The sequence below is a fragment of the Ilumatobacter sp. genome (assembly GCF_039969435.1).
In the GTDB taxonomy this organism is placed as follows: domain Bacteria; phylum Actinomycetota; class Acidimicrobiia; order Acidimicrobiales; family Ilumatobacteraceae; genus Ilumatobacter_A.
Genome location: NZ_JBDVNU010000021.1, coordinates 1 through 26,015 on the forward strand (window position 1 = coordinate 1; position 26,015 = coordinate 26,015).

The following is a 26,015-nucleotide window of genomic DNA, read 5'->3' on the forward strand; positions in this document are numbered from 1 at the left end:
CGGGTTCAGGGGTGTCGGGTCGGGTGGCGGGTGTCGATGCGGTCCGCCGCCCAGGCGGCGTGCTCGGCGAGAATCGGGTCCGGGTCGGCACGGTACCGGTCGAGCGTCGCCCGGACACGTCGACCGACGGCGTCGGTGCCCGGGCCGGCCACGTTGCCGATCACGATCAGCGCATTGCGGCGCAGCCACCGCATCTCGCGTCCGGCGATCCACCACCGTCCGTACCGCGCCTCGATGGTCGCGTCGTCGGCGTCGAGCAGATCGAGCACGTCGACATGGCTCTGCACGTCCGCACCGGCGCCCACCTCGACGGTGTTGCGGTCGGGGTCGCGCCGGCCGAGTCGTACGGTGATCGGGCAGACGTCCTGGCAGTCGTCGCACCCGTAGATCCGGTCGCCCACCGCTTCACGGTGGGCCGGGTCGATCGACCCGGGCTTCTGGAGGATCCAGCTCAGGCAGCGGGCTCCGTCGATCACACCGGGCGCGATGATCGCCTGGGTCGGGCAGTCGTCGAGGCAACGCACGCACGAGCCGCACCCGTCGGGCGCCGGGCGTTGCGCCGGCTCGTACACGGCGTTCGTGACGATGCACCCGAGTACGAAGAAGCTGCCTGCACCGGGAAGCAGGAGGTTCGCGTTCTTGCCGAACCAGCCCAGGCCGGCGCGATGAGCCACGGCCCGGTCCACGATCGAGTTGTCGTCGGCGAACACCTGCGCTCGGTGACCGTGTCGCTTCAGTTCCTCCGCGATCGCTCGCAGCGCGACCCGCAGCGGCCCGTAGTGATCGACCCAGGCGTAGCGACCCACTCGGGCCGGGAGCCCCCCGATCGGCGGCGCCGGGTCGTCACGGAGCAGATACGGGCGGGCGGCGACGATCACCGACTGCGCATCGGGCACCGCACGTCGCGGATCCGTCGACCGATCCGGGTTGCGGTAGGTGAACTGCATCCCGTCGTTCAGCCCCGCATCCTTGCGTTCGTGCAGGATCTGCCGCGTCGTCTCGAGCACGTCGGCGTCGGTGACCCCGACGTGGTGGATGCCGTGGTCGGCGAGCATCGCTCGGATCTGCTCGATCGACGGCACGGTTCAGAGCCGGTCGGACGGCACGCAGGTGCGGGCATCGGCTTCGGTGACGTCGTTGCCGATGTCGATGGTGATGTCGAGGTCGTTCGCTCCCTCGCTCACCACACCGGAGGCCGAGGTGTTGTCGCCGTTGCGGATGATGAACGCCGGAGCGGCCGAGCGCATGGTCGATTCGTCGCGGTCCACGAACACGATCTCGCCCAGTTCACCGCCTGGCTGGAGGATCTCGAAGCGGGCGCCCTCCGATGTGAGCCCGACGATGGGTGTGCTGGTTCCGCTGGTCCGGTCGATGCAGACGTCGAGGATGATCCGGGTGTGCGTCTCGGTGAACTGGCCCGGTTCGTTCGTGACGAGGCGGTCGCCGCACTGCTCTGCGCTGTCGGTCGCCGGGTTGACGACCACCTCGAATCGATTGCCGTCGACGTCGTCGAAGGTGGCGGCGAACGCTCCGGCGTCCCCGATGTCGTCGAGTTCGACGAATGCCGAATCGTCGAGCAGCTGCGCCTGCTCCGACTCGCCGTCGAAGATCCGGTCGATCAGCATCCGTTCCCGGCCGGGGCCGAAGAAGAAGTAGCTGGACACCTGGTAGTCGGTGTCGGACGGGTCGAACGGCAACTGCACCTCGCACCGCGCCACGATGGGTGAGGCCACACCGTCGAACAGCAGCGTGCCCGCCGCGGGGAGGTCCTCGAGGCGAGGATCCAGCGTGACCGGAACGTCGACGTCGGTGGCGGACGCTGCCTGCGTCGTGTCGGCTGCCCCCGGCTCACGGCCGGCACCGTCAGTACCGTCGGCGTCGGCAGCGACGACCGACGCCGACGACGCGGATGCCGCGTCCTGCTCGGCCGCCAGGCGGTCCGACGTACGGTCCTGGTTGATGGTTGCCAGCAATCCGATGAAGAACACGGCCACGGCGCACAGACCCGGAACGAACCACCACGGCGTCTGATCACCGGGTCGTTCGATCTGGCCCGTCGACCCCGTCGACTCCGTCGGGTAGGCGAGCAACGGATCCACTCCGGCTCGCCCCGTCGGTACGGTCGGATCGTCCGCATCGGAGTGGGGCATGATCGCTCATCGTACGACGCAGGGTCAGGCGAGCTGCGGAATCACCCCCGATTCGAACTCGGACCAGGCGACGAACTGCGGGACCTCGTCGAGCAGGCCGGCCTTGTCGAACAGTTCGACCGCTCGGGCCGTTTCACTCACGATCGGCACCCGCTGCGGGTTCGGCAGGAATCGGATCGGCCCGGCGTCGTTGGCGAGCAGGTGGTGGACCACGCAATCACCACACGCCGTGGTGTTGGCCGCCACACAGGTGCTGCAGTCCAGGGCGAAATCGATGTCGTTCCTCATGTGGACCATTCAAGCGAAGGGGTACTCCAGGGTTTCCCGGATCCCTCGCTACTCGGCTTCGAGGAACTCGCGAAGACGCTGGCTGCGCTGGGGGTGACGCAGCTTGGCGAGGGTCTTGGCCTCGATCTGGCGGATCCGTTCGCGGGTCACACCGAACTCCTTGCCGACCTCCTCGAGCGTGCGGGCCTGGCCGCCGTCGAGACCGAAGCGGAGCCGCACGATGTCCTGCTCGCGTTCGGACAGTTCGCCGAGCACCTCGCCCACCGCATTCGACAGCATCGCCTTGGTGGCCGCATCCGCCGGACTGTCGGCCGATTCGTCCTGGATGAAGTCACCGAGGTTCGACTCGTCCTCCTCGCCCACCGGCGAGTCGAGCGACAACGGATCCTGTGAGTACCGGAGCAACTCACGGACCTTGTCGGGCTCCAGCTGCACACGCTGCGCGAGTTCGTCGATGGTGGGCTCGCGTTCGAGTTCCTGATGCATCGTGCGTTTCGCACGGGTGACCCGGTTCATGTGCTCGACCATGTGCACGGGGATGCGGATGGTGCGCGCCTGGTCCGCGATCGATCGGGTGATCGCCTGACGGATCCACCACGTCGCGTACGTCGAGAACTTGAAGCCCTTGGTGTAGTCGAACTTGTCGACCGCGCGCATCAACCCGAGGTTGCCCTCCTGCACGAGGTCGAGCAACTGCATGCCACGACCGGAGTACCGCTTCGCGATGCTCACCACGAGGCGCAGGTTGGCCTGCGTGAGCTCCGACTTCGCCCGTTCGCCGCGCTTGACCGCACGCAGCAGCATGCGTTCCTCGATGCTCTCGAGCGGCGACCCGGACTCGTCGGCCGTGTCGATCTTCGCCGCCGCGATCTTGCCCTCCTCGATCAACTGCGCGAGTCGCCGTTCGTCGTCGATCGTGAGCAGGTCGACCTGGCCGATCTCGCGCAGATACATCCGCACCGCGTCCGCCGAGCCGCCTTCGGCCTTCGGACCACCCTTCTTGGTGCGGCGCTGACGCCGACGGCTCAGCAGGGCCTCGTCGGCGTCGTCCTCTCCCGACGGCCCCGACTCGATGTTCTCCAGCAGCACTTCCCGGCGCGTCCCCACCGGAGTGTCGTCGTCGTCGCTGTCGTGGGAGTCCTCGTCGAGCTTGTCGTCGATCGCGATGCCCGCACCGGCCATGACCTCGTGGACGTCGGTGAGCACGGTCTCGCTCAGTTCCACGTGGCGCAACACGTGACTCACCTGATCGGCGTGGACCTCACCGGTGGTGCGACCACGCTCCACCAGCTTGTCCCACTCGGCTTCGTCGACACCTGGCACCGGCGACGCGATGGGTTGGTCGGTGCTCATGTTCCGTCAGCCGACCCGAGGTTGGTCGTGGGGCTGCGGCTCTCGGGAGCGTTCTTCGGTGCGTCGATGGAGCCAACCTAGCAACGACGCCGCGGCGCCGAGGGCACGCGTCTGGTCGGACTCCGACAGGGCCATCAGGTCCAGCCGGGCGGCACGGTCCTCCTCGAGCGACGCGGCGTCGACGAGGCCACCCGCGCGTCGCTGCGCATCTCGTTGGCGGATCTCCCGATTCGTCGCCGCAGCGATCAACGATCTGGCCTCGACCGCTGCGTCCAATTCGAGATCGGCCACGGCGGCGCGTTCGAGCACGTCGCGTGCGTCGGGCGCAGCGACCTCGAGTGCTCCGGTGAGTCCGCCGCCTTCCGCGAGCGCGAGGAACGCCATGCGGTTGGCGTCGTCCTCGAACAAGGCCTCGATCAACCACTCAGCGATCGAGTCCCACGCCTGGACGAGCAGCACCAGAGCACAGAACTCCGCGTTCTCCATGGGTGCCCGGCGACGCGCCTGCGTGGGGATCTCGATCGGGCGTTGCCTGCGTTCCCGGGCGCGCCGGGTGAACTCCTCGACCGACAGCCCGACGTGCGCTGCGATCTCGCCTGCGTAGATGGCGCGGACGTCGGGGTTCGGGTGCTCGTTCACCACTTCGAGCGCACGGTTCGCGTACCGCACCTTGTGCTCGGCGGAATCTCGCGGCAGGCGGCTGGTCTCCCGGTTCAGGCGGAAGCGCAGGAACGGCACGGGGTCGTCGACCGCGGCAGCCAGCGCCGCAGGGTTGGTGCGCGCCAGGTCGCCCGGATCCTTGCCCGGCGGGAGTCGTGCGACCGACACCTCGACCTGGTGCTTCTCCTCCCACTCGTAGAACCGCTCGGCGGCGCCCTGACCGGCGGCATCGGCATCGAAGGACAGCACGACCCGACTGGCGTAGCGCTTGAGCAGGCGCACGTGCTCCTCGGTGAGCGCCGTTCCACACGTGGCGACGGCTCGGGGAACTCCGGCCTGATGGAATCCGATCACGTCGGTGTATCCCTCGCACACGACGATCTGGTCGACCTTGGAGGCGTCGGCCTTCGCCCAGTTCAGCCCGTAGAGCGTGCGGGACTTCGTGTAGATCGGCGTCTCGGAGCTGTTCTTGTACTTCGCCGGATCGTCGGACCCGGGCAGGATCCGACCGCCGAACGCGAGGGCCTCACCCGCCTCGGACATGATCGGGAACATCACCCGGGCGCGAAACGCGTCCTGCATCCGGTTGCGCTTGTTGCGGAACGCCAGCCCGACGGCGTGCAGGACCTCGGCCGGCTGGCCGAGTTCACGCGAGAGACGGTCCCAGTCGTCGGGAGCCCACCCGAGCTTGAACTGGCGTGCGATGTCGCCGCCGAGGCCTCGCTCGCGCAGGTAGTCACGCGCCGCACGTGCGCCGGGGTCGGTGAGGAGCCGCTGGTGGTACCACTCGACGGCATCGCCCATGGCAGCGGTGAGGCGCTTGCGCTGCGCCCGCTCCTTGGACTGACCCGTCGACGTGTAGTTCAGCGAGATCCCGGCCTTGGCGGCCAAGAGCTCGACCGCCCCGGGGAAGTCGGTGTGTTCGATCTCCTGGATGAAGGTGAAGACGTCGCCGCCCTTGTCGCAGCCGAAGCACTTGAAGAACGCCATCTCCTCGCTCACGTTGAACGAGCCCGACTTCTCGGCGTGGAACGGGCACAGTCCGACCCAGTTCCGGCCCCGTTTCCTCAACGCCACGTACCCCTGCACGACGTCGACGATCGACACCGTCGAGCGGATCTTGTCGATGTCGTCGTCCGCGATCCCCATGGCCTGCTCACACTACGCCCTGGCCGCAGCGTCGCTCCCTGTGTCCGACACCAGCGAGGTGATCGGTGTCAGACGTCGTTCACCCGGCCCCGTCCTCGACGCATCGAGGCGGTGAACGACGTCTGACACCGATCACCTCCGTGATGCGGTGAACGACGTCTGACACCGATCACTGTGAGCCGTTCCGGATGATGGCCTGGGCGGCTGCCAGGCGTGCGATGGGCACCCGGTACGGGCTGCACGAGACGTAGTCGAGTCCGGCGCGGTGGAAGAAGTCGATCGACTCGGGGTCGCCACCCTGTTCACCGCACACGCCCAGCTTCAGACCCGGTCGGGTTTCGCGCCCGAGCCAGGCGCCCTGTTCGACGAGGCGACCGACGCCTTCGGTGTCGATCGTCTCGAACGGGTTACGTGCCAGGAGTCCCTGCGCGAGATAGGCGGGCATCATCTTCGCTTCGACGTCGTCGCGACTGAACCCGAACGTGAGCTGGGTGAGGTCGTTCGTGCCGAAGCTGAAGAAGTCGGCTTCCTCGGCGAGTTGACCGGCGCACAGTGCAGCCCGCGGCGTCTCGATCATCGTGCCGATCGTGATGGTCCCCGCCGGCACCGCCGACTCGTCGAGTTCGGCCTGTACCCACGACCGGGCGAGCGCGAGTTCCTCGCGGGTGACGGTGAGCGGCACCATGATCTCGACGATCGGACTCCCACCGTCGGCACGTCGGGCAGCGGCGGCATCGAGCAGAGCCCGCACCTGCATCGCGTACAGTCCCGGTTTGATCACACCGAGCCGCACGCCACGGGTGCCGATCATCGGGTTGTGTTCCGCCCACGTCTCGGCCGCTGCGAGTTCACGGGCACGCTCGTCGCTCAGACCCGTCGTCGCCGCTTCGATCCGGAGTTCGGTCACCGACGGGAGGAACTCGTGCAGCGGCGGGTCGAGCAGCCGCACCGTGACGGGCAACCCGTCCATCGCTGCGAGGACCGCCTCGAAATCGGACTGCTGAGCGACGCGCAGCTTCTCGAGGGCCACGCCTTCGGCATCGGCGGAGTCGGCGAGGATCATCTCCCGCACGATCGGGAGTCGGTCGGGCGCCAGGAACATGTGCTCGGTCCGACAGAGGCCGATCCCCTCGGCGCCCAACCGACGTGCGACCTCGGCGTCCTCGGCGGTGTCGGCGTTGGCGCGCACGCCGAGCACGCCGACGCGGACGTCGTCGGCCCACGCGAGCAGGGTGTCGAATGCTTCCGGCCGATGCGACGACGACGTCGTCAACTCACCGATCACCACGGTGCCGGTCGCACCGTCCATCGAGATGACGTCACCCTCGGCCACGATCACGTCGCCGACACGGAACGAACGGTCGCCGATCACGATCGCCTCGGCACCGACGATGGCGGGTGTTCCCCACCCCCGCGCCACGAGCGCGGCATGACTGGCCAGTCCTCCTCGCGTCGTGACGATCCCCTGGGACACCTGCATCCCCATCACGTCGGCGGGGGTGGTCTCGTTGCGCACGAGGATCACGTCCTCGCCCCGGTCGTCGGCATCGAGGGCGTCGTCCGACGTGAAGTACACGCGCCCGACCGCAGCGCCGGGCGACGCCGGGATGCCGGTCGTGAGGACCTCGCCACCCGCATCGAACTGGGCGTGCAGGACGGCGTCGAGATCCTGGGCCTCGGCCAGCATCAGCGCCTCCGCGCGGGTCAGCGACCCCGACTCGACGCGCGAGATCAGGGCGGTCAGCGCGTCCCGCGGCTTGGATGCCACGAGGTCGGATGTCGCTGGATCGCGTGTCACGCATGTCACACTATGGCCGGCGGGGCCGGCGCTTCGACCCAGGCGAACGGGCGGCCGACGGCATGGCCCCTAACCTGGAGAGATGTTCCGGTTGCTGGGTTTCGACGTCAGGGTCCAGTCCGGGTTCGTCGTCTTCATGGCCTTGATCGTGTTCCTCTACCGCGACGAGTTCGGACTGTGGCTCGCCGGTGCGATCGCCGTGCTCACGCTCGTCCACGAACTCGGCCACGCCCTTGCCGCACGCCGCACCGGTGCGCACGCCGAGATCTCGCTCGGCTTCCTCGCCGGGTACGCCTCGTACCGTCCCAGTCGCCCGTTGAAGCGGCGGGAGCAGGCATGGATCTCCTTCGCCGGACCGTTCGTCCACATCAGCACGGCGGTGGTCGTGCTGCTCGCGATCGGCGTGAACCCGCTCGACCTGGACCAGGTGCGGGACTCGCCCGCCTCCGCCGCCATCTTCTGGGCCGGACCGGTGATCGGAGCGATGAACCTGATCCCGGTGCTGCCACTCGACGGCGGGAACATCGTCACCTACGGCCTCGATGCGATCGTGCCGGGACGGGCCCGGCGGATCATGCTGTACGCATCGATCGGCATCACGGTCGCCTCGGCGCTCCTCCTGATCCTCACCGGCAACCGTGGTTTCGTGCTGTTCATCGGGTTCCTGTTGATCACCCAGATGCAGATGCTGAGTGCCGACAAGCCGGCGAGGCCGCGTTCGTCCGTGTGGGACGATGCGGCGGCGTCACTCGACGCCGGCAAGCACGGCAAGGCCCAACGCACGCTGCTCGCCGCCCTGAGTCACCCTCAGCCCACTCCCCCGGCGTCGGAGATCCGCATCACCGCGGCGCAGGCCGGAGCCCTGATCGACCTGCTCCCGAATCCCCTGCCCCACGGCGATCCTGGCAACGAGTTCGTACTCGCCAACCTGTTGCTGTCGACGCATCGCTACGACGAGGCCGCGCACTACGCCGCCGGTTCGTATCAGCGCCATCCGAACACCCTCAGTGCGCTGATCGTGGCGCGAGCCGCCGGGGCACTCCACGACCAGGCGACCGCGGTGGGCTGGCTACGGTCCGCGGCCGAGGCGAACACCTCACCGAACGCACTCGCCTCGGCGATCGACACCGCACCCGAACTGGGCGCCGTGCGCCATCACCCCGACGTCACTGCTGTGCGAGCGGGGATCGGCCCAGATCGACCCCGCGCTTGACGTAGGCGAGTCCGATCCCGCCGTCGCCGCTCACGCTGGTGATCGTGCCGACCTCGTTGCCGTCGTCGTCGTGGACCGCCGAACCGACCGAGGCGCCCTCGTCGAGATCGATGATCCGCAAGCTGCGGGGAGCGTCGGCGCCGCGTGAGTCCATCCGCTCCACCAGTTCCTGGCCCGGATAGCAGCCCTTCTGGAAGTTCACGGCGAGCGTCACCACACCCGTGGTCGCCGGGATCGTGGATCCGGGCTCGATCTCGGCACCCATCCGCGGCCAGCCCGCAGCGATGCGTGCGAGTTCGTGGTCGAGGTCGGGCGATGCGTTCGTCGCGAGGTCGAGGCGGGTCTGGGCGTCGACGCGGATCTTGAACCGGTCGATGCGGGCCAGCAGCGTCTCGCCGAACCCGGCATCGGTGTCGAGGACGAACACGTCGTCACCCGTGCGCTGGATGCGCGCGAGCACGTCGACCTTGCCACTCGGATCGAGGACGAACGTCCAGCGGGCGGCGCCGACCGCGAGGTCGCGGATCTCCTGTGCGATCTGACCCTGGAGATAGGTGGACGCGTCGGCGCCGGACACCGTCACGCGGTCGCGTGCAGCCTGGTCGATGAATGGTTCGGTGATGGCCACGGCGTCGTCGGTGTTCACCCGACCAGTCTGGCGTGGCACACTCGGACTCCCATGGCACGTGACGAGACCAACGCCGACGAGTCCGAGCCGACATCCGGGTCGCGCTCCGACTTCGACGAGGCGATCCTGCCCGACGACGTGATCCGGCCCGACGGTGCCACGGCCGGTGGGACGAGCGGTCGACACGCCCGGAGCACGGGCCGCGGCGCCGCCGCCCCCGGTCCGGACGACATCGCCGAGCGTGCGGTCGACGTGTTGCTCGGACTGCTCGGCCGGGCCAGTGCGCTCGCCAGGGGCGTCCTGGTCTTCGCGGTCCTGGCCTGCGTCACCGGGTACGTGCTCGGCATCGCTGCGCTGGGTGGCGGGCTCCGGACGCTGTGGATCGTGGTCGGCGGCGCGGCAGCGATCTGGGCGATCGGCTCGGTCGTCCTGGCGATGTGGCGTCTCCGTGTGGTTCGCACGGGAAGCGCGATGTTGGTCGACGAGGTCCGGTCACTGATCGGTGACCGCGACTCCGAACGGACGGTGATCGAGACCGTCGAGGCCACCGAGGGTTCCGACGGCGACGGGATCGTCGCACTGTCGCGTCAGTTCTTCTCGCTGCGCGGCGTCGTCGACGACCACCGCTCGAACTTCGCTCAACTGTCGAAGGCACTCGCCTCGATCACGACGTTGCCCGCGGCGATGGCCCTCGCCACGGTCATCGGCTTCGGCTTCGCGGGTCTCTCCGTGATCTTCGCCCTCGCCCTGTTGCTCTGAGGTGTGGCAGGGGTCTGACCCACTCCACACCCGTGAGGTGTGGCAGGGGTCTGACCCACTCCACACCCGTGACCGCCGGCTCAGGCGGTGGTGCCGGCGTCGCGGCGGGCTCTCGTCATGCGGCGAGCGGCGGGGATCGCGGCGAGGAGCGCGGCGGCCTTGTTCCGACACTCGAGGTCCTCGTCGTCGGGGACCGAGTCGGCCACGATGCCCGCCCCGGCCTGGAGGCTGGCGGTCTTCCCGTCGCCGGTGACGAACATCGTGCGGATCGCGATGGCGGTGTCGAGGTTGCCCGAGAAGTCGACGTATCCGACCACGCCGCCGTACGGGCCGCGTTTGACCGGTTCGAGATCGTCGATGATCTCCATCGCTCGAACCTTCGGGGCACCCGACAGCGTTCCGGCCGGGAGTGTCGCCCGGAGCACGTCGATCGGGCCGAGGTCGTCGTTCAGTTCGCCGGCGACCTGGGACGTGAGGTGCATCACGTGGCTGTACAACTCGAGGGTCATCAGTTCCTCGACCTCGACCGTGCCGAACTTCGACACGCGGCCCACGTCGTTGCGGGCGAGGTCGACGAGCATCACGTGCTCGGCGCGTTCCTTCGGATGTTCCGACAGTTCGGCGGCCATCCGACGGTCGTCCTCGGCCGTGCGACCGCGGCGGCGTGTGCCTGCGATCGGGCGTGAGACGATCCGGCGGCCCTGCAACTGCACCATCGGTTCGGGCGACGACCCGACGATCGTCAACTCCGGATGCTTCACGAAGTACATGTACGGCGACGGGTTCACCTGTCGCAACACGCGATAGACGTCGAACGGGTCGGCGTCGAGCTCGAGGTCGTAGCGCTGCGCGAGGACGACCTGGAAGACGTCGCCGGCCACGACGTGCTCCTTCGCGACCTCGACGGCGCGCTGGTACGAGCCACCGCCCATCGTCGACGCGAGGTGTGGCAGTTCGTCGTCGGACGACGGTGGGGTGACGGGTGTGTACCGGAGGGGCTGGGCGAGGTCGTCGACCGCCTGCTCGACCCGGACGACCGCTGCGTCGTACGCGGCATCGATCTCGTCGGCGCTGAGTCCGAGAGTGGCGACGCTCTCGATCAGGTACACCCGCTGGCGCCAGTGGTCGAACGCCGCGAGCGAGCCGATCACCGACATGACTGCGTCGGGGTACAGGCGATCGTCGGGTGGCGTGTTCGGCAGCTTCTCGACTTCGCGGACGACGTCGTAGCCGAGGTAGCCCATGATCCCGCCGTGCAACGGAGGCAGGTCCTCGAACGTCGGACTGGTGTACCGAGCGAGCAGGGCGTCCATCGCAGCGAGGATTCCGTCGCCGGTCGGGATGCCGTCGGGAAGGGCACCGTGCAACTCGACCTCGCCGTCGCGGAGGACGAGGGTGGCCGACGGGTTGCGTCCGACGAAGGAGAACCGCGCCCAGCGCTCGGCGCCCTCCACCGACTCGAGCAGGAACCCCGGGCCGTCACCGACCAGTTTGACGTACGCGGCGACCGGCGTCTCGAGGTCGGCGAGCAGTTCCGTCCAGACCGGGACGACCGTGTGTTCGGAGGCGTGCGCGTGGAACTCCTCGCGCGTGGGTTGGAACCTCATCGTCGGATCAGGTGCTCAACTGCCGAATGCGGAGAAGAAGCACGATCGGTTGCCGGTGTGGCATGCCCCGCCACCCTCCTGCTCGACCTTGAACAGCAGCGCGTCCCGGTCGCAGTCGAAGTACGCCTCACGGACGAACTGTCGGTCGCCCGAGGTGTCGCCCTTCCGCCACAGTTCCTGGCGGCTGCGCGACCAGTAGACCATCCGGCCTTCGTCGAACGTCATCTTCAACGACTCGGCGTTCATCCAGGCGAGCATCAGTACCTCGCCGTTCTCGACGTCCTGCGCGATGGCCGTGACGAGCCCGTCGCTGTTGTACTTGACGCCCGCCAACTGCTCGTCGGTGGCCTCGATGATCGTCGTGTCCGGCATGGTTCCTCCTTCAGAACAGGAGCATCCTACGGAACGTCAGGCAGCCCCGTCGGAGAGGTATCCGAAGCGCTCGCGCTCGCCGGGCAGGCCAGGTGGCGTCCCGTCGCCGAACGGTCGACCGCCGAGAGAATCCCGACCGTGTGGCGTCGCCAGGCCACGGAGATCGGGGCCGGCCGGGATCACCTGCGTCGGGTTGATCGACGTGTGAACCACGTAGTAGTGCTCCTTGGCCTGCTCGAAGTTGACCGTGTCGCCGAATCCCGGGGTCTGGAACAGGTCACGCAGGTACCCCCACAGCGCCGGCATCTCGCTGATCTTGTTGCGGTTGCACTTGAAGTGGTTGTGGTAGACCGCGTCGAAGCGGACGAGCGTGGTGAACAGGCGGACGTCGGCCTCGGTGATCGTCTCGCCGACCAGGAACCGCTGCGTCGAGAGTCGTTCCTCGAGCCAGTCGAGGCGGTCGAACAGAGCCGAGTAGGCCTCCTCGTACGCCCCCCGGTCGCCGGAGAACCCGGTGCGGTACACGCCGTTGTTCACGTCCTGGTAGACCAGTTCGGCGACCTCGTCGATCTCGTCGCGCAGACGATCCGGATACAGGTCCGGCGCGCCGTCGCGATGGTGGGCCACCCACTGCGTCGAGAAGTCGAGCGTGATCTGCGGGAAGTCGTTGGTCACGACCTCACCGGTCGGGATGTCGACGATCGCCGGAACGGTGATGCCCTTCGAGTAGTCCGGGAAACGCTTCAGGTAGGCCTCCTGGATGCGTTCGATCCCGAGCACCGGGTCGACGCCGCCCTCGTCCAGGTCGAACTGCCAACTCCGTTCATCGTGGGTGGGTCCGGCGAAGGCGAGTGAGATCGCGTCCTCGAGTCCGAGCAGTCGCCGGACGATCGTCGTCCGGTTCGCCCAGGGACACGCCGCGGCGGCTGCGAGCCGGTACCGCCCGGCTTCGACCGGCCACGCGGCGGACGGATCGTCCAGGATCCGGTCGGTGATGTAGTCGGTGTCGCGCTCGAATGCTCCGTCTGAAGTGGCCATGGTGCGGGCGTGCCCAGACCGGAGTGATTGTGAACGCAACTTCTCGAACGACTCGGGAGAGCGCGGTGCGAGAGTTCGGGATCCGGACGATCAGCGGCGGGCGACGAGACCTCGCGACGTCAGAGGTAGAGGCCGGTGGATCCCTCGACCCGGGCGGCGGCGACCGCGTGAAGTTCGCGTTCACGCAGCATGATGTAGTCGTTGCCCTGGACCTCGACCTCGTAGCGGTCGTCGGGGCTGAACAGGACCTTGTCGCCGACTTCGCACGATCGGACGTTCTGGCCCTGGGCGACGACGGTCGCCCACACGAGGCGCTTGGCCAACTCGGCGGTCGCCGGGATCAGGATCCCGCCCGACGACTTGCGTTCACCCTCGTCGGCCTCGACCAGCACGCGGTCGTTGAGCATCTTGATCGGCAACTTGTCGTCGAGCCCGGACATGCGCGGCAGGGTATCAACGGCGCGATCCTCCGTCGCCACGGCCGATGCGTACGGTGTGTGTCGTGGTCCTCCACCCTCCGCATCCGTCCGCACGAGCGTCGAGTACCGCCGGGGGCCGTCGATCGTGACGGGGCGCATCGGCAGATACCTGCGGTGGAAGGACCTGATGCCGTCCACCCGCTACTCGCGCTCGACCGATCGCACCGAGTCGGGCACCGTCGTACCACCGTGGCCGGCGACGATCGCACGTCCCGCCGCCGAGATCACGTGCGGGGCGCCGGCCGCCGACGTCGTGGCAGCGGTCGGTGCGGGCCTCCATCGTGCCGGCTTCAAGGTGCGTCACACCGCGGACGGCTTCCGGGCCACGTTCGTCCCCTGGCTGGACGTGGTGACACTCCAGACGTGGGGACGAACCATCGTGACGGCAGATGTCCGCCGAGCGGACACACCACCCGCGACCACCGTTGCGCTGACGGTCGTGCTGGGAGTCGAACACAGCGCGGCGAAGCACCGTTGCGTCGACGGTCTGAATCAGGCCGTCGGCGAACTCCGACGGAACGGCGTCGCGGTGTCGGTCACGGACTGGTCGCCGACGGCACGTCCCTGACCGCGCCGACGTCCGTCCGGCGAACCGGTGCGGGAGCGCTGCGGCCGGTCACTTGGCGATCGCAGCGTCGATCTCGTCCATCACTTCGTCGGTGAGGAGCGGGATCACGTCGAGCGCCTCGAAGTTCTGCACGACCTGCTCGACCTTGGACGCTCCCGTGATGACCGAGGAGACCATCTCGTGCTTGGTCGCCCACGCGAGGGAGAGTTGCGCCATCGAGCAGTCGAGACGTTCCGAGATCGGACGGAGCTTCTCGACCCGGGCGATCACCTCGTCGTCGGACAGTCGACCCTGGAGCCACTCGTAGCCGGACAGTGCGCCACGCGAGTCCTCGGGGATGCCGTCCTTGTACTTGCCGGTGAGCAGACCGGAGGCGAGCGGGCTCCAGATCGTGTTGCCGTACCCGAAGTCGGCGGTGATCCGTGCGAACTCCTTCTCGACCTTGCGGCGTTCGAGCAGGTTGTACTGGCTCTGCTCGGTGACGGGCTTGTGCAGGCCGTACCTGTCGGCGATGTCGATCGCCGAACGCACCTCGTCCGCCGTCCACTCGCTGGTGCCCCAGTAGTGCGCCTTCTTGTGCGAGATGATCTCGCTCATCGCGTGGACGATCTCCTCCATCGGGGTCTCCGGGTCGCAGCGGTGGCAGTACAGCACGTCGACGAAGTCGTCCTGGAACCGCTCGAGCGAACCGTCGATGGCCTGCATCAGGTACTTACGGTTGAGCGTGTTGCTCATGTTGGGCGTGTTGCCGTGGATGCCCCAGAAGATCTTGGTGGTGAGCACGTACGACCAGCGCGGCCAGGCCAACTCGCGAAAGGCGTTGCCCATGATCTCCTCCGACTTGCCGGCGGCGTACGCCTCGGCGTTGTCGAAGAAGTTGCAACCCGCGTCGCCGGCGGCGGCGATGCACTCGATCGCCATGTCGTTGTCGACCTGCGTGTCGAAGGTGACCCAACTCCCGAGGCTCAACACACTCACCTTGAGGCCCGAGTTGCCGAGGCGCCGGTATTCCATCTTGTCGTTGACTGCAGGTTGTGCCATGGCGGCGAACCTACCCGTTGGTTGCGTCGGCAAACGGTCCGAGCGAACGGCGGCGGGCGTCCCGAGGGGTCACGCCGTCGGGATCGCGCCGGAGGCTCGATCGGCGGCGACCTGTGCGTGCATCGCATCGAGTGTGTCGCCGCGCAGTGCGCGGACCGTTCCGCGGTACGCCTTCGGATCGAGCGCCGCCAGTTCAGCAGCCCGCGCCACGGCGACGTCGAGAACGTCGGCGACCGGGACCACTTCGTCGAGGTACCCGATGTCGGTTGCCTCGGACGCTCCCGTGACCCGTGCGTTCGCGACGGAGCGTTGGAGGTGGCGGTTGCTCAGGCGGGCGCGGGCGATCGTGAACGCCCAGTCGGGCAGCACCATGCCGATCGCCACCTCGTTGAGCCCGATCTTGCAGTCGACGTCGGCACCGATGCGCACGTCGCAACCGAGCAGGAGGAGCGCTCCGGCGGCGAGCGCATGACCGGTCGACGCCGCGACGACGGGGATGTCCGCGCCGTAGAGACGAGCGACGAGTTCGCCTCCGCTCGCGACGAGTTCGGACATCGCCGCGAGGTCGCCCGATCGCATGACCGTGAGGTCGAAACCGGCGGAGAACTTGCCCTCGCGGCCGTGCAGGACCATCGAGGTCACCTCGGCGTCCTGCTCGGCCTCGTCGACGGCCGCGCTCACCGCCGCGATGATGTCCATCGACAAGGCGTTGGCCTTGCCGTCGTCGATGTGGCAGACGAGCACCCCGCCGTCGCGTCGTTCGGTCGAGACTTGATCGGTGGTCATTCCCCGACCGTATTGCGACGGGGACCCCGCCTCGCAATGGGCGCGAGCGGACGTCGGCGAATCGTCTCACCCGATCACCTCGGCCACGTCGATGAATCGTCTCACCGGGTCATTCCGATCACGTCGGCGAATCGTCTCACCAGCACGCAGTCCGTGCGTTCCGAACCGTCACGCCGCGTCCGAACACGAGCGATCCGTTCCGTCCCGCCGGACCGGATCGCGCACGAAGCACGAGCTCACGGGCACTGTCACGCACGGTGCGACGATTCGGAACGCACGCCATCCCGAGACCCGAGACGATTCGGAACGGGCGCCATCTCGAGACCCGAGACGATTCGGAACGCACGCCCAGCCTTGGTGCGAGACGATTCGGCGACCCGTCAGGCCGGGCGGACGATGATGCCCGCCTCGGACATCACCTGCTTCGCCTCGGCGACCGTGTGCTCGCGGAAGTGGAAGATCGAAGCGGCCAGCACGGCGTCGGCACCCCCCTCGAGGATTCCGTCGACCAGGTGGCCGAGCGTGCCCACCCCGCCGCTCGCGATGACGGGAACCGACACGGCGTCGGCGACGGCGCGAGTCAACTCGTGGTCGAAGCCTTCGCGCGTCCCGTCTCGATCCATCGACGTGAGCAGGATCTCGCCGGCTCCGAGTTCGACCGCTCGTCCGGCCCACTCGACCGCATCGATCCCGGTCGGCGTGCGCCCACCGTGCAGGTAGACCTCCCACCCCTCGGCCGGGAACTCCGGCGCCGGGCCGCCGACCTCGCCGTCCGGACGCCGTCGACGAGCGTCGATCGCGCACACGACGCACTGGCTCCCGAAGACCGCGGCGATCTCGGCGATCAGCTCGGGGCGCTGGACGGCGGCGGTGTTGACGCTGACCTTGTCCGCACCGGCCTGCAACATCGTGCGGGCGTCCTCCAGCGTGCGGATGCCACCGCCGACCGTGAACGGGATGTACACCTGCTCGGCGACCGAGCGGACCATGTCGATCGTGGTCTCCCGGTTGTCGCTCGATGCGGTGATGTCGAGGAACACCAACTCGTCGGCACCTTCGAGGTCGTATCGGGCAGCGAGTTCGACGGGGTCGCCGGCATCGCGCAGATCGACGAAGTTGGTGCCCTTGACGACTCGACCCTCGGTCACGTCGAGACACGGGATGACACGGGCGACCCTCACGGCCGGCACCCCGGCACGAGTGACGTCGAGGGAGAAACCGCGCGACCGGAGCCGACGACGCTCATCGCAGCACCTCGAGTGCCTCTGCGACGGTGAAACGACCTTCGTAGAGCGCCTTGCCGGTGATCACCCCGCCGAGTCCGGGGATCTCGGCGAGCCGTGCGATGTCGGCCAGCGACGACACGCCGCCGCTGGCGATCACGGGATGTCCGGCGACCTCGGCCGAACGGGTCAGACCGTCGACGTCGGGCCCTTCGAGCATGCCGTCGCGTCCGATGTCGGTGATCACGAAGACGTCGGCGGTCGGGAAGAGCCCGTACGCGTCGTCGAGACGCAGGCCGCTGCCTCGGGTCCACCCGTGCACGGCGATCTCGCCGTCACGGTGGTCGAGGCCCACCGCCACCCTCACCACGTCGGAGGCGGCGGCGACCGAGGACGGGTCGGCGACGGCGGCCGACCCCATCACGACCCTGGCCACTCCGGCCTCGGCGAGTTGTCGTGCGTCGTCGACGGTCCGGACCCCTCCCCCGGTCTGCACGTGGGCGCGACCGGCAACGGACGCAGCGACGGCCTGGATGATCGGCCGGTTGACGGGGTCACCGGACTTCGCAGCGTCGAGGTCGACGATGTGAATCCAGGTGCTCCCGGCCGCGGCGAATCCCACCGCGACGGCGACCGGGTCGTCGCCGTACACCGTCTCGTCGGCGTAGTCACCCTGGCGGAGGCGCACCACCCGGCCTCCACGCAGGTCGATCGCCGGGTACAGCTCGGGTGTCATGCCGCACACTCCCGGACGAAGTTCGTGAGCAGTGCGAGACCCGGCTTGCTCGACTTCTCGGGGTGGAACTGGGCAGCGAACACGTTGCCACGCCGGAAGGCGGCGTTGACCGTGATCCCGTAGTCGACCGTGGCCGCGACCATCGAGGCGTCGTCGGGCACGCCGTGCAACGAGTGCACGAAGTACAGCCACGGCTCGTCACCCAGACCCACCAGCATCGGGTCGATCGCGCCGTCGTCGTCGGCGACGAGATCGAGCCGGTTCCACTGCATCTGGGGGATCTTGATGCCGGCGGTTCGTGGGATCCACCGGACGACGCCGGGGATCACGTCGAGTCCGCGTGACTCGGCGTTCTCCTCCGACGACGTGAACAACATCTGCATCCCGACGCAGATGCCGAGGAACGGGCGCCCGGACCCGACGGCATCGAGCGTCGGCTGTTCGACGCCCGTCGACCGCAGTGCGTCCATGCACGCTCCGAACGCTCCCACGCCGGGAAGGACCACACCGTCGGCGGAGGCGATCACGTCGGGGTCGGCGGTCAGTCGCGCATCGGCACCGCACACCTCGAGGGACTTCTGTGCCGAGTGGAGGTTGCCGATTCCGTAGTCGATGACCGCGATGACCGGTCGAGTCATCGCCGGCCCCTCGCGCGTCGGTCCCTCACAACACGCCCTTGGTCGACGGCACACCCGCCGAATCCTCGACCCGCACGGCGTCGCGCAGTGCCCGGGCCAGACCCTTGAAGGTCGCCTCGATCACGTGGTGGGTGTTGCGACCACGAACCATCTCGACGTGCAGCGTGATCCCCGCAGCCGTGGCGAACGAGGTCACGACGTGTTCGGCCAGCTGCGGGTCGAATGCCGGCGACCCCAGTGCGAGCGACTCGGGCATCTCCACGTGCCACTCGACGTGAGGTCGGCCCGACAGGTCGAGTGCGACGTCGATCAGGGCCTCGTCGAGCGGGTACCGACCGCTCGCGAAGCGGCGCACGCCGGCCTTGTCGCCCAGAGCCTCGGCGAACACCTCGCCGAGGGTGATGGCGACGTCCTCGACGGTGTGGTGGGTGTCGATGTGGAGGTCGCCCTCGGCCTTGACGGTGAGGTCGAAGCCACCGTGGCGTCCGATCTGATCGAGCATGTGGTCGTAGAACGGGATCCCGGTCGAGATGTCGGTCGTACCGCTCCCGTCGAGGTCGATCGAGATCTCGATCGAGGTCTCCTTGGTCGTGCGCGATCGGGATGCGGTGCGGGTCCGGGTCATGGGAACGTCAGGCTTTCAGGATGTCGGCGATGGCGGTGAGGAATCGGTCGTTCTCGTCGGGCGTCCCGATGGTGACTCGAAGGCAGTTCTCGAGTCGCGGCCAGCCGGAGCAGTCGCGCACGAGGATGCTGCGATCGACGAGCTGTTGCCAGACCGTGCCTCCTGCGACATCGGTCGGACGGAACAGCACGAAGTTGGCCCCGGAGTCGAACACGTCGATCGGCAGCGCACGGAGACCGGCGCTGATGCGATCGCGCTCGGAGACGAGCAACGCGACCCGTTCGTTCATGTCGTCGGCGAAGCGCAGGGCGATCCGGCCGGACAACTGCTTGACCGCGTCGAGGTGGTACGGCAGCACCACCTTGTCCAGTTCCGCGACGAGCCAGGTCGGCCCGACCAGGTATCCGAGGCGGGCTCCGGCCATCGACCACGTCTTGGAGAAGGTGCGCGTGACGACGAGGGGACGCGACTCGTCGACCATGTCGAGCGCCGACCAGTCGGAGAACTGCGCGTAGGCCTCGTCGACGACGACCAGACCCGGCGCCGATGCGAGGAGTTGCTCGACGCGCTCGCGTGGCTCGACCAGACCGGTGGGGTTGTTCGGCGAGGTGAGGAACACGACGTGCGGCCGGTGAACGGTGAGGACTCGGTCGACCTCGGCGGGGTCGAGTGTGAAGTCGAGTCCACGTTCGCCTTCGACCACGGTGGCACCGGTGACGCGGGCGATCTGAGCGTGCATCTGGTAGGTCGGCTCGAACGTCGCGACGGTCCGACCCGGGCCGGCGTAGGCGAGCAGGACGGTCTGGAGCACTTCGTTGGATCCGTTGGCGACGAAGACCTGTGCCGGGTCGACGCCGTGCATGTCGGCGATGTCGGTCCGCAGGGCCAGTGCGGCACGATCGGGGTACCGGTTCCAGTCGATCCGGCTGATCTCGGACGCGACGGCGTCGGCGAACCCGGCGGGAGGCGGGAACGGCGATTCGTTGGTGTTCAACCGCACCTCGACGTCGACCTGGGCGGAGTGGTACCCGTCGAGCGCTCGGAGGTCGTCGCGGACGGGGATCACGACGGACGATGCTAGCGATGGGGTGTGCCGGACCCGCGGGGCGTTACCGTCGCCCCATGGCCGCCTCGACGGAGTCCACCGCAGCCGAACTCGCCACGATCGCCGACAACATCGGCGAGTACCGCGCCCGGATCACCGCTCTCGCCGAGGCCCACATGGGGACGGACCGAGACGATCTGGTCGGGGCGATCCACGAAGCCGAGCGCCAGATCCGTGTGGCCGAGCGGGGCATCCTGCGGGCCGTGAAGCTGGCCTGACGCGGCAACGACCCTCCCGGAGGAGGGCCGTTGCACGGCGCGATGTCGGGCGGCGGATCCCAACAGTCGCGCATCACCAGGTTGGCGGGAACCTGGTGCGGGGAGGTTAGTGGCTCGAGCTCGACCACGCAATGTCGTACTTCGTCACGCAGTGCGACATATTTCGTGCTCGATCGGCGACCGTCGACAAGCTGCGGGAGTCGCAGCGCAGCGCACGTCGAAGGGCGCCCGCGATCGGTCGTGGGCGATACCGTGACGATGTGCGCAGCCTCGAGATCAAGCGCGACATGGGCGACGACGACATCGCCCAGGTGACCCATCTCCTCGACGCGGCGGCACGGGCGGACGGGCGCAGACCCCTGTCCGACCACCTCTACCTCGACCTGGTGAGCGGCGGGCTCGACGGGTTCGCCGGTCTGCTCGCCTTCGAACCCGGCCACGACCATCCCGTCGCCTACGCACAGGTCTCCAAGGGCAACGCGAGCCATGCCTTCGAACTCGTCGTGCACCCGCACCACCGCTACGAGATGGCCACGATCGGTCCCGAACTGATGGATGCCGCACTCGACGTGGTCCGCGGCGAGGGCGGTGGACTGGTGAACTGGTGGGTGTTCGAACCCACCTCAGCGCACAGCGAACTGGCTCGATCGGCGGCGATGGAACAGACCAGGACGCTCTACCAGATGCGCCGGACTCTGCCCTCGGAACGTCACGCCACGATCACGACCAGGGCCTTCGTGGCGGGTGCCGACGACGAGGCGTGGCTGCACGTGAACAATCGGGCGTTCGCCGACCACGACGAACAGGGCGGTTGGACCGCCGAGACGTTCGGGCAACGCCAGCACGAGGACTGGTTCGACCCCGCCGGCTTTCACATGTACGAGCGCGACGGTCGCCTCGCCGGCTTCTGTTGGACCAAGGTGCACCGTGCCGGACACAGCGCCTCCGATCCGTCCCGCGAGGGCGACGACGGCGAGATCTACGTGATCGCCGTGGATCCCGACTTCCATGGTCTCGGACTCGGCTCGGAACTCACGCTCGCCGGACTCGACCACCTCGCTGCGAGCGGCATCACGTCGGCGTTGCTCTACGTCGACGCCGCCAACGAGGGGGCCGTGGCGATGTACCGCAAGCTCGGCTTCGAGGTCGCCGCCACCAACGCCGCCTTCACCGCCGACGTCGCGCCACGCCCCGGCCTGACGGCAGCAGCGTCGACAACCGCAGCAGCAACCGCAACCGAACGAGGAGACACCTGATGACCGACATCGACCTGCCCCGCTGGAGCGTCTCGGACGTCCACGAAAGCCTCGACGCCCGATCGTTCCTCGACGCCCAGGAGCAGGCGGGTGCCGAGGTCGACCGGCTGATCGCACTGTTCGACGAACACGCGATCCGCGGGGCGAGTCGCCACGGCGACGACCGGACCGAGCAGCGCTCCGCCACCTCAGCCGACGGTGCCGCCGCCGATGCGGTGATCGCCGGGTTCAACCGGGTGTCGGCCGAACTCGACCTGCTCGGCGCCTACGTCTACTCCTCGGTGTCGACCGATTCGCGCAACGCCGCCGCCCAGGCCGCGATGAGTGAACTGGAGCCGGTGGAGTCGAAGCTCAGTCCGCTGCTGTCCCGGCTCGCCGACTGGGTCGCCTCGTTCGACCTGGACGAACTGGCCGCGGTCAGCTCCGAGGCGGCGGAGCACCTCGGTCCACTGCAACGGCTCCACGAGCGTGCCACGCATCAGATGTCGGAGAGCGAAGAGCATCTCTTCGCCGAGTTGTCGAACACCGGCTCGGGTGCCTGGGGGCGCCTGCAGCGCGAGATCACCTCGCAGCTGTCCGCCGACGTCGACCTTCCCGACGGCTCACAGCGCCTTCCGATCAATGCCGTGCGTGGCATGGCGACGGACCCCGACGCAGCCGTGCGGCGGGGCGCGTACGACGCCGAACTGGTGGCCTGGCCGACGATCGAGGTGCCCGTTGCGGCCGCGATGAACGCGATCAAGGGCGAGGCGAACGTCGTCAACCGACGCCGCAACTGGACATCGCCGCTCGATGCGTCACTGTTCGCCAACAGCGTCAGTCGAGCCACGTTCGATGCGATGCAGTCCGCGGTGTCGGCGTCGCTGCCCGACTTCCGTCGCTGGATGCAGGCCAAGGCCCGGCTCCACGGACACGACGTCGACGGCGGAGGAGTGCTCCCCTGGTGGGACCTCGTCGCCCCGGCACCCGTGTCGTCGGGAGGTGTCACGTGGGACGAGGGACTCGACGTCGTGCGCGGCGCCTTCGGGGCGTTCAGCGCGAACCTCGGTGGGCTCGTCGACCGAGCGGTGAACGAGCAGTGGATCGACGCCGAGCCGCGTGACGGCAAGACCGGTGGGGCGTTCTGCATGTCGTTCAAGGACGACCGCTCGCTCGTGCTGCTCAACTGGTCGGGCTCCGCGGAGTCGACGCAGACCACGGCCCACGAGCTGGGTCACGCCTACCACAACACCACGCTCGCTCAGCGCACGGCGCTGCAGAAGCGGTTGCCGATGGCGCTCGCCGAGACGGCGTCGATCTTCTGCGAGACGCTGGTCGTCGAGGCGGGCCTCGAGCGCCTGAGCGGGCCGGAGCACGATACCGAGCGCCTGGCGCTGCTCGACGTCGACCTGCAGGGCTCGAACCAGGTCGTGGTCGACATCCGGTCGCGCTTCACGTTCGAGACCGAGGTCTTCGCCCGCCGTCAGCGGCGCACGCTCTCGGCGTCGGAACTGTGCGAGATGATGACCGAGGCCCAGGCCGACGCCTACGGCACCGGGCTCGACCAGTCCACGGCACATCCCTACATGTGGCTGCTCAAGCCGCACTACTACGGCTCGCACTTCTACAACTGGCCCTACACGTACGGCCTACTGTTCGGCCTGGGCTTGTTCGCCCGCTACCGCGAGGATCCCGAGCACTTCCGCAGCGGCTACGACACGCTGCTGTCACGGGCGGGCATGGACTCCGCCGAGCAACTCGGAGCCGCATTCGACCTGGACGTGACCGACGAGGCGTTCTGGACCGCATCGCTCGACGTGATCCGCGACCGCATCGACCAGTACGAGACGCTCGCCGATCGGTTCCGATGACGGACACCGTCGATGTGACACCAGTGGAGAGCGCGTCGGGGCCGACGCGTTACGACCTGACGCGTGCGGAGTTCGGAGCGCTGCTCGACGGCGAACCGCGCTATCGCCTCGACCAGGTGTGGTCGGGGCTCTACGAGCAACTCGCCGACCCCGCCGACATCACCAATCTTCCCAAGAAGCTGCGCCAGCGTCTGGACGACGAGTTGCCCCTGGCACTCGAACTCGTGACCGAATCGGTGTCCGATGCGGGCGACACGGTCAAGTTCCTGTGGGAGATCGGTGGCCGCAGCGGCGGCGAGAGGAGCCGGATCGAGACGGTGCTGATGCTCTACCCGGACCGGGCGACGGTGTGTGTGAGCAGCCAGGCGGGCTGTGCGATGGGCTGCGGATTCTGCGCCACCGGGCAGGCCGGGTTCACCCGTCACCTCACGACCGGCGAGATCGTCGAACAGGTCGTGCGAGCGTCTCAGACTGCCAAGGCGTCGGGTCGACGGGTCAGCAACATCGTGTTCATGGGGATGGGCGAACCGATGGCGAACCTGGACAGGGTCTGGGGTGCGACGGAGCGGATCCACGGCGACATCGGCCTGTCGGCGCGTCACATCACGATCTCCACGGTCGGCGTCGTCCCGGGAATCCGTGCGCTCAAAGACCTGCCGTTGCCGGTGAACCTGGCGGTGTCGCTGCACGCCGCGAACGATGCGTTGCGCAACGAGATGGTGCCCATCAACAAGCGCTATCCGATCGACGATCTGCTCGACGCCTGCGCCGACTACCTCGAGGTGAAGAACCGGCGGGTCAGCTTCGAGTGGGCCATGATCGACGGAGTGAACGATCGCGACAGCGACGCTCGGGAACTCGCCGAGCTGTGCTGGAAGTTGCGCCCCAGCGCGCACGTCAACCTGATCCCGCTCAACCCGACGCCGGGGTATCCGACGAAGGGCACCGCGCTGAAGAAGGTGTACGCCTTCCGGGACCGCCTCGAGGAGTTGGGGGCCAACGCCACGGTTCGACGCAACCGAGGCACCGACATCGACGCAGCCTGCGGTCAACTCGCCGCCGGCCAGCCGGTGACCCTCTCCAAGAAGCGCTGAGTTGGTCCTTCTGGTTCTGAACCAGAAGGACCAACTGGGTTTCGATGTGGAACGGAGTTGGTCCGATCCGTTCAGAACCAGAAGGACCAACTGGGTCAGGTGAGGTACTTGGGGTTGGCGACGGCGAGCTTGGCGTCGATGTCGGCACGGAGCACGGCTCGGACGTCGTCGAGGCGGTCGTCGAGATCGCCGTTGCGGACGGCACGAGCGAACTCGGCGTCGTCGGCGAGTCCCAGCGAGGCCAGTCGGTCGGCGTGGTCGGCCTCCTGCCGCTCCCCCATCTCCAACTCACGCTCGACCATGGCGAGCACGTTGATCGCCACCCGGGAGTGGAACTTGAGCCGCCCTTCGGTGGACGTGAGCACGTCGCGTTCGATCCATTCGCGAACGGCCTCGATCAGTTCGGCCGACGTGGGGGCACCGTGCAGGCTCACCAGCGACCCTCCAGCGCGAGGAACAGGTCGTGTTCGTTCTCACAGACCCGGCGGCCGATCGCTGCGAGTTCGTGGCTCCGTGCCCGTCCGGAGAGATGGACGTCGGCCTGCAGGATGCACATGATCGCCCACTTCCAGGTGCCGAGCACCTCCCACCATCGCACGGCGTCCGGGTCGATCGACCGGCCACCGGCAGCTTCGTAGGCGGCGAACAGGTCGTCGTACTCTCCGAGTCCCGCCACGGGCGGCGCCTGGCCGAAGCGCCACGCCTTGACACACAGCCAGCCGAGGTCCTCCATCGGGTCGGCGAGGTGGGCGAGTTCCCAGTCGATCACGGAGCGCAGACCGTCGGGTCCGATGATCATGTTCCCGAGGCGGAAGTCGCCGTGCACCACGCACGGCTCACCGCTCGGTGGTGTGTGGTCGATCAGCCAGCGCCGGACGAGTTCGAGCATCGGGTAGGGCTTGTCGAGCGTGTCGAGCACGTCGGTGTAGTACGCGATCGGGTCGGGCTGCTCGAGCGCGGGGACGGCGTTCACATCGATCCGGTGGATCGCAGCAAGGGCTGCTCCGAACTGGCCGGCGAGCAGCGGTCGCGCCGCTGCGTACTCGTCGTCGCGTTGGATCTTGCGGGCGATCGTCTCACCCTCGATCGCCTCGACGATCATCGAGGCGATGCCATCGGTACCGGCGTCGCCGGGGTCGGCGCACAGGAGTGCGGGAACGGGCACCCCGGAAGCTGCGGCGGCGGCGAGGACGGCGGCCTCGACCATCATGTCCCGCTCGTCGCCCGCACGTTGGCACTGCACGATCCGATCGACCCCATCGGCTCGGAAGCGCCAGGTCTCGCGGGACGCTCCACCCGACAATCGGGTGAGGTCGGCGATGTCGGCTCCGTCGAGCAGGGAGCTCAGGCGTGCTTGCAGGTCGCTCGGCATCGATGCCGA

The 26,015-nt window shown here is 68.2% G+C and carries 27 protein-coding genes; 7 read left to right on the top strand and 20 right to left on the bottom strand.

The annotated features are described in order from the left end of the window. Positions 1-5: 5 nt before the first annotated feature. From queG to ABJK40_RS11785, 6 genes are all read right to left on the bottom strand, one after another. Positions 6-1,082 (bottom strand): tRNA epoxyqueuosine(34) reductase QueG, encoded by a 1,077-nt coding sequence (gene queG, locus ABJK40_RS11760; protein WP_348481488.1) that lies wholly within the window; start codon positions 1,080-1,082, stop codon positions 6-8. 3 nt (positions 1,083-1,085) lie between these two features. Then, complete coding sequence (locus ABJK40_RS11765) at positions 1,086-2,150, bottom strand: hypothetical protein (RefSeq protein WP_348481486.1); 1,065 nt, start codon at positions 2,148-2,150, stop codon at positions 1,086-1,088. A gap of 24 nt (positions 2,151-2,174) precedes the next feature. Continuing rightward, on the bottom strand, positions 2,175-2,438 hold the full coding sequence (locus ABJK40_RS11770; protein WP_348481484.1) for a hypothetical protein: 264 nt from the start codon (positions 2,436-2,438) through the stop codon (positions 2,175-2,177). Positions 2,439-2,486: 48 nt separating this feature from the next. Next, complete coding sequence (gene rpoD / locus ABJK40_RS11775; RefSeq protein WP_348481483.1) at positions 2,487-3,791, bottom strand: RNA polymerase sigma factor RpoD; 1,305 nt, start codon at positions 3,789-3,791, stop codon at positions 2,487-2,489. Between the two features lie 6 nt (positions 3,792-3,797). Continuing rightward, on the bottom strand, positions 3,798-5,600 hold the full coding sequence (gene dnaG / locus ABJK40_RS11780) for a DNA primase (protein WP_348481481.1): 1,803 nt from the start codon (positions 5,598-5,600) through the stop codon (positions 3,798-3,800). A 169-nt stretch (positions 5,601-5,769) separates the two neighbouring features. Further along, entirely contained in the window at positions 5,770-7,398 is a 1,629-nt protein-coding gene (locus ABJK40_RS11785; protein WP_348481479.1) for a putative PEP-binding protein, read from the bottom strand. A gap of 82 nt (positions 7,399-7,480) precedes the next feature. On the opposite strand from ABJK40_RS11785, the gene ABJK40_RS11790 reads away from it, so the two are divergent. Beyond that, positions 7,481-8,611: a site-2 protease family protein gene (locus ABJK40_RS11790; protein WP_348481477.1), complete on the top strand. Its 1,131-nt coding sequence runs from the start codon at positions 7,481-7,483 to the stop codon at positions 8,609-8,611. Here the strand turns inward: ABJK40_RS11790 and ABJK40_RS11795 are convergent. Next, entirely contained in the window at positions 8,565-9,257 is a 693-nt protein-coding gene (locus tag ABJK40_RS11795) for a hypothetical protein (RefSeq protein WP_348481475.1), read from the bottom strand. The genes ABJK40_RS11790 and ABJK40_RS11795 overlap by 47 nt on opposite strands. Positions 9,258-9,290: 33 nt before the next feature. Here ABJK40_RS11795 and ABJK40_RS11800 point away from each other — a divergent pair, with 33 nt between their 5' ends. Continuing rightward, entirely contained in the window at positions 9,291-9,998 is a 708-nt protein-coding gene (locus ABJK40_RS11800; protein WP_348481474.1) for a hypothetical protein, read from the top strand. Between the two features lie 80 nt (positions 9,999-10,078). Here the strand turns inward: ABJK40_RS11800 and trpE are convergent, their stop codons facing one another. The 4 genes from trpE to ABJK40_RS11820 all read right to left on the bottom strand — a co-directional run bounded on the left by trpE (position 10,079) and on the right by ABJK40_RS11820 (position 13,455). Continuing rightward, positions 10,079-11,605 (bottom strand): anthranilate synthase component I, encoded by a 1,527-nt coding sequence (gene trpE, locus ABJK40_RS11805; RefSeq protein ID WP_348481472.1) that lies wholly within the window; start codon positions 11,603-11,605, stop codon positions 10,079-10,081. Positions 11,606-11,620: 15 nt separating this feature from the next. After that, entirely contained in the window at positions 11,621-11,977 is a 357-nt protein-coding gene (gene hisI, locus ABJK40_RS11810; RefSeq protein ID WP_348481470.1) for a phosphoribosyl-AMP cyclohydrolase, read from the bottom strand. Positions 11,978-12,013: 36 nt separating this feature from the next. Then, positions 12,014-13,015: a glutathione S-transferase C-terminal domain-containing protein gene (locus ABJK40_RS11815; protein WP_348481468.1), complete on the bottom strand. Its 1,002-nt coding sequence runs from the start codon at positions 13,013-13,015 to the stop codon at positions 12,014-12,016. A 119-nt stretch (positions 13,016-13,134) separates the two neighbouring features. Continuing rightward, positions 13,135-13,455 carry a co-chaperone GroES gene (locus ABJK40_RS11820; protein ID WP_348481466.1) on the bottom strand — a complete coding sequence of 107 codons (321 nt, stop codon included), beginning with the start codon at positions 13,453-13,455 and terminating at the stop codon, positions 13,135-13,137. A gap of 124 nt (positions 13,456-13,579) precedes the next feature. Here ABJK40_RS11820 and ABJK40_RS11825 point away from each other — a divergent pair, with 124 nt between their 5' ends. Continuing rightward, on the top strand, positions 13,580-14,062 hold the full coding sequence (locus tag ABJK40_RS11825; protein WP_348481464.1) for a hypothetical protein: 483 nt from the start codon (positions 13,580-13,582) through the stop codon (positions 14,060-14,062). 48 nt (positions 14,063-14,110) lie between these two features. On the opposite strand, the gene ABJK40_RS11830 is transcribed toward ABJK40_RS11825, so the two are convergent. The 7 genes from ABJK40_RS11830 to hisC form a co-directional block, all read right to left on the bottom strand. Next, the gene (locus ABJK40_RS11830; protein WP_348481491.1) at positions 14,111-15,076 is read right to left on the bottom strand and encodes an aldo/keto reductase; all 966 of its coding nucleotides are present in this window, start codon (positions 15,074-15,076) and stop codon (positions 14,111-14,113) included. Between the two features lie 96 nt (positions 15,077-15,172). Continuing rightward, positions 15,173-15,889, bottom strand: a complete 717-nt coding sequence (locus ABJK40_RS11835; RefSeq protein ID WP_348481463.1) for a crotonase/enoyl-CoA hydratase family protein — start codon at positions 15,887-15,889, stop codon at positions 15,173-15,175. Between the two features lie 380 nt (positions 15,890-16,269). Then, positions 16,270-17,070 carry an imidazole glycerol phosphate synthase subunit HisF gene (hisF, locus tag ABJK40_RS11840; protein ID WP_348481461.1) on the bottom strand — a complete coding sequence of 267 codons (801 nt, stop codon included), beginning with the start codon at positions 17,068-17,070 and terminating at the stop codon, positions 16,270-16,272. Positions 17,071-17,131: 61 nt separating this feature from the next. Next, on the bottom strand, positions 17,132-17,848 hold the full coding sequence (locus ABJK40_RS11845) for a HisA/HisF-related TIM barrel protein (RefSeq protein ID WP_348481459.1): 717 nt from the start codon (positions 17,846-17,848) through the stop codon (positions 17,132-17,134). Then, positions 17,845-18,486, bottom strand: a complete 642-nt coding sequence (gene hisH, locus ABJK40_RS11850) for an imidazole glycerol phosphate synthase subunit HisH (protein ID WP_348481457.1) — start codon at positions 18,484-18,486, stop codon at positions 17,845-17,847. The genes ABJK40_RS11845 and hisH overlap by 4 nt, the downstream gene beginning before the upstream one ends. A 25-nt stretch (positions 18,487-18,511) precedes the next feature. Beyond that, positions 18,512-19,111: an imidazoleglycerol-phosphate dehydratase HisB gene (hisB, locus tag ABJK40_RS11855; protein ID WP_348481455.1), complete on the bottom strand. Its 600-nt coding sequence runs from the start codon at positions 19,109-19,111 to the stop codon at positions 18,512-18,514. 7 nt (positions 19,112-19,118) lie between these two features. Further along, complete coding sequence (hisC, locus tag ABJK40_RS11860; RefSeq protein WP_348481453.1) at positions 19,119-20,177, bottom strand: histidinol-phosphate transaminase; 1,059 nt, start codon at positions 20,175-20,177, stop codon at positions 19,119-19,121. Positions 20,178-20,233: 56 nt separating this feature from the next. Here hisC and ABJK40_RS11865 point away from each other — a divergent pair, with 56 nt between their 5' ends. The 4 genes from ABJK40_RS11865 (at position 20,234) to rlmN (ending at position 24,634) form a co-directional block, all read left to right on the top strand. Next, on the top strand, positions 20,234-20,434 hold the full coding sequence (locus ABJK40_RS11865; protein WP_348481451.1) for a hypothetical protein: 201 nt from the start codon (positions 20,234-20,236) through the stop codon (positions 20,432-20,434). Positions 20,435-20,694: 260 nt separating this feature from the next. Beyond that, the gene (gene mshD / locus ABJK40_RS11870) at positions 20,695-21,690 is read left to right on the top strand and encodes a mycothiol synthase (protein ID WP_348481449.1); all 996 of its coding nucleotides are present in this window, start codon (positions 20,695-20,697) and stop codon (positions 21,688-21,690) included. Next, on the top strand, positions 21,690-23,540 hold the full coding sequence (locus ABJK40_RS11875; protein ID WP_348481447.1) for a M3 family oligoendopeptidase: 1,851 nt from the start codon (positions 21,690-21,692) through the stop codon (positions 23,538-23,540). The genes mshD and ABJK40_RS11875 overlap by 1 nt, the downstream gene beginning before the upstream one ends. Next, positions 23,537-24,634 carry a 23S rRNA (adenine(2503)-C(2))-methyltransferase RlmN gene (rlmN, locus tag ABJK40_RS11880; RefSeq protein ID WP_348481445.1) on the top strand — a complete coding sequence of 366 codons (1,098 nt, stop codon included), beginning with the start codon at positions 23,537-23,539 and terminating at the stop codon, positions 24,632-24,634. Before ABJK40_RS11875 ends, rlmN begins: the two co-directional genes overlap by 4 nt. 95 nt (positions 24,635-24,729) lie before the next feature. Here rlmN and ABJK40_RS11885 read toward each other — a convergent pair whose 3' ends face one another. Both ABJK40_RS11885 and ABJK40_RS11890 read right to left on the bottom strand, forming a co-directional pair. After that, the gene (locus ABJK40_RS11885; RefSeq protein WP_348481443.1) at positions 24,730-25,068 is read right to left on the bottom strand and encodes a DUF6285 domain-containing protein; all 339 of its coding nucleotides are present in this window, start codon (positions 25,066-25,068) and stop codon (positions 24,730-24,732) included. Further along, positions 25,065-26,006, bottom strand: coding sequence for a phosphotransferase family protein (locus ABJK40_RS11890; RefSeq protein ID WP_348481441.1), 942 nt, complete (start codon positions 26,004-26,006; stop codon positions 25,065-25,067). The genes ABJK40_RS11885 and ABJK40_RS11890 overlap by 4 nt, the downstream gene beginning before the upstream one ends. Positions 26,007-26,015 lie beyond the last annotated feature (9 nt).

Excerpts from the sequence above, each read along its gene's own strand:
- ABJK40_RS11830 (WP_348481491.1), bottom strand. The coding sequence starts at position 15,076 with ATGGAATACCGGCGCCTCGGCAACTCGGGCCTCAAGGTGAGTGTGTTG.
- ABJK40_RS11835 (WP_348481463.1), bottom strand. The coding sequence starts at position 15,889 with ATGACCACCGATCAAGTCTCGACCGAACGACGCGACGGCGGGGTGCTC.
- rlmN (WP_348481445.1), top strand. The coding sequence starts at position 23,537 with ATGACGGACACCGTCGATGTGACACCAGTGGAGAGCGCGTCGGGGCCG.
- ABJK40_RS11865 (WP_348481451.1), top strand. The coding sequence starts at position 20,234 with ATGGCCGCCTCGACGGAGTCCACCGCAGCCGAACTCGCCACGATCGCC.
- ABJK40_RS11790 (WP_348481477.1), top strand. The coding sequence starts at position 7,481 with ATGTTCCGGTTGCTGGGTTTCGACGTCAGGGTCCAGTCCGGGTTCGTC.
- rpoD (WP_348481483.1), bottom strand. The coding sequence starts at position 3,791 with ATGAGCACCGACCAACCCATCGCGTCGCCGGTGCCAGGTGTCGACGAA.
- trpE (WP_348481472.1), bottom strand. The coding sequence starts at position 11,605 with ATGAGGTTCCAACCCACGCGCGAGGAGTTCCACGCGCACGCCTCCGAA.
- ABJK40_RS11875 (WP_348481447.1), top strand. The coding sequence starts at position 21,690 with ATGACCGACATCGACCTGCCCCGCTGGAGCGTCTCGGACGTCCACGAA.
- dnaG (WP_348481481.1), bottom strand. The coding sequence starts at position 5,600 with ATGGGGATCGCGGACGACGACATCGACAAGATCCGCTCGACGGTGTCG.
- ABJK40_RS11820 (WP_348481466.1), bottom strand. The coding sequence starts at position 13,455 with ATGTCCGGGCTCGACGACAAGTTGCCGATCAAGATGCTCAACGACCGC.
- hisH (WP_348481457.1), bottom strand. The coding sequence starts at position 18,486 with ATGACTCGACCGGTCATCGCGGTCATCGACTACGGAATCGGCAACCTC.
- ABJK40_RS11890 (WP_348481441.1), bottom strand. The coding sequence starts at position 26,006 with ATGCCGAGCGACCTGCAAGCACGCCTGAGCTCCCTGCTCGACGGAGCC.
- hisI (WP_348481470.1), bottom strand. The coding sequence starts at position 11,977 with ATGCCGGACACGACGATCATCGAGGCCACCGACGAGCAGTTGGCGGGC.
- hisB (WP_348481455.1), bottom strand. The coding sequence starts at position 19,111 with ATGACCCGGACCCGCACCGCATCCCGATCGCGCACGACCAAGGAGACC.
- ABJK40_RS11800 (WP_348481474.1), top strand. The coding sequence starts at position 9,291 with ATGGCACGTGACGAGACCAACGCCGACGAGTCCGAGCCGACATCCGGG.
- ABJK40_RS11815 (WP_348481468.1), bottom strand. The coding sequence starts at position 13,015 with ATGGCCACTTCAGACGGAGCATTCGAGCGCGACACCGACTACATCACC.
- ABJK40_RS11765 (WP_348481486.1), bottom strand. The coding sequence starts at position 2,150 with ATGCCCCACTCCGATGCGGACGATCCGACCGTACCGACGGGGCGAGCC.
- ABJK40_RS11845 (WP_348481459.1), bottom strand. The coding sequence starts at position 17,848 with ATGACACCCGAGCTGTACCCGGCGATCGACCTGCGTGGAGGCCGGGTG.
- ABJK40_RS11770 (WP_348481484.1), bottom strand. The coding sequence starts at position 2,438 with ATGAGGAACGACATCGATTTCGCCCTGGACTGCAGCACCTGTGTGGCG.